We start from the raw sequence: 428 nt of genomic DNA, 5'->3' as shown, positions 1-428 counted from the left end.
CCAAATCAAGATCAAAAGCAAGAGCACGGCGGCCTGAAAGCCGACCTGAGTGGTTGGATCAAAAGCGCTGTTTTTTCTAGAGCAGACCGCGTTCCCCCAGACAAAATGGAGATCCAAATGTGGGAGCGGGCTTGCTCGCGAATGCAGTGTGTCAGTTGATAGATTAATTGGCTGACCCACCGCATTCGCGAGCAAGCCCGCTCCCACATTTTTTGACCGAGTGAGCCTCTAATCTCTTCACAGATCTGCTTCTCTGTGGGAGCTGGCTTGCCTGCGATACAGACACCTCGGTACATCAGTCACACCGAGTTGATGCCATCGCAGGCAAGCCAGCTCCCACACAGAACCGCTTTTGCTCCACACCACTCAGGTCGGCTGTCAGGCCGCCTTGCTTTTGATTTTGATCCTAGGCGCCCCGTTAAACACGC

Source organism: Pseudomonas fluorescens (genome assembly GCF_002022275.1).
Lineage (GTDB): Bacteria > Pseudomonadota > Gammaproteobacteria > Pseudomonadales > Pseudomonadaceae > Aquipseudomonas > Aquipseudomonas fluorescens_AJ.
The sequence above is the reverse complement of the archived record's forward strand: the minus strand, read 5'-3'. Positions refer to the sequence as shown.